Below are 1,100 nucleotides of genomic sequence, written 5' to 3'. Positions count from 1 at the left end.
GGGTTGGGTGTGCGCTGGTTCTGAGCACTACAGCCGCGTTGAGCGGGCATGGCCGAACGCCCGGTAGTGGTTCACTGCTTGGCGTGGTGCCAGGGCTGCTGCAGTGGTTCCACTGAAAACTGGACCGGCCCCGGATCCCGGGTCGCTGTCCTGGTCCTTCGGCGCCGCCGGCGGCCGATCACCGCCCAGGGGCGGGGCTTCAACGGTCCTCGCTCACGCGCGGTCCTGGTCGGCGCGGGCGCGCAGGAGGAGCTCGAGCTCGAAGCGGGCCTGCGGGTCGTGGAGCGCCTCCCCAAAGACCTCGCGCAGCTGATTGACCCGGTAGCCGACCGTCTGCTCGTGGATCTCCAGCTCGGCGGCCATCGCCGCGCGTTGCCCATGGTGTTTGAGCCAGGACAGCAAGGTGGAGACCAGTCGTTGCTGTTGGGCCGGGCGGAGATGCTCCAGCGGGGCCAGCCGCTGGGTGGCGAGGTCTTCGACCAGGGCGCGGTCGCTGTGCAGCAGCAGCCGGGTGAGGTGCTGGCAGACCCACAGTGGTTCCTCACCATCGTGCTCCAGCAGGTCCCGGGCGGCCACGGCCAGGCGCAGGGAGTCCGGGGCCGCCCGCCAGGGTCGTCCCGGGCCCACCACCGCGGTCCGCCCGGTCAGGGACCGCCCCAGCTCCCGCCGGGCCGCAGGCGTGGGCGGTTCGGGGAGGACCGCCACGACGTCCCCGGGGCGGGAGGTGAGCAGCGCCCCCGGTCCCAGCCGGGACCGCAGCCCCGAGCGCCGCTCGGCGGGCAGGAGCACCACCACGACCCGTTCGGGCAGGACCCAACCTGCCGCGAGCACCGCGGCACGCACGGACTCCTCCTCGGCGTGACCGCGGATGAGCATCTCCGCCACCATGTCCAGCAACCGGTCGCGTTCCCCGGCACGCTCGGACTGCTCGGCAGCGTAGCCTGGGCGCTGCCGCGGAGAGCTCCTCGATGTAGGCGAACACCGACTCCGCCAACACGATCAGCACCGAGGCCTCAACCCGGCTCCATGGCCACCTTCGACATCGCCCGCAGGGTCGTGCGCCCCCCGGAGCGGTAGGCGGTGAACAAGGCGTCCATGGG

At 72.5% G+C, this 1,100-nt stretch carries 1 protein-coding gene; it reads right to left on the bottom strand.

Annotated elements, in window-relative coordinates; genetic code table 11:
* Positions 1-213 precede the first annotated feature (213 nt).
* Positions 214-876, bottom strand: a complete 663-nt coding sequence (locus BJF77_RS03225) for a helix-turn-helix domain-containing protein (RefSeq protein WP_158041174.1) — start codon at positions 874-876, stop codon at positions 214-216.
* Between the last annotated feature and the right edge of the window lie 224 nt (positions 877-1,100).

Source organism: Kocuria sp. CNJ-770, from assembly GCF_001942375.1.
GTDB classification, from domain to species: Bacteria; Actinomycetota; Actinomycetes; order Actinomycetales; family Micrococcaceae; genus Kocuria; species Kocuria oceani.
This window is presented reverse-complemented; position numbering and strand designations above follow the sequence as displayed.

What these genes read in the sequence shown, in the direction of transcription:
- BJF77_RS03225 (WP_158041174.1), bottom strand. Translation starts at nt 876, where the DNA reads ATGCTCATCCGCGGTCACGCCGAGGAGGAGTCCGTGCGTGCCGCGGTG.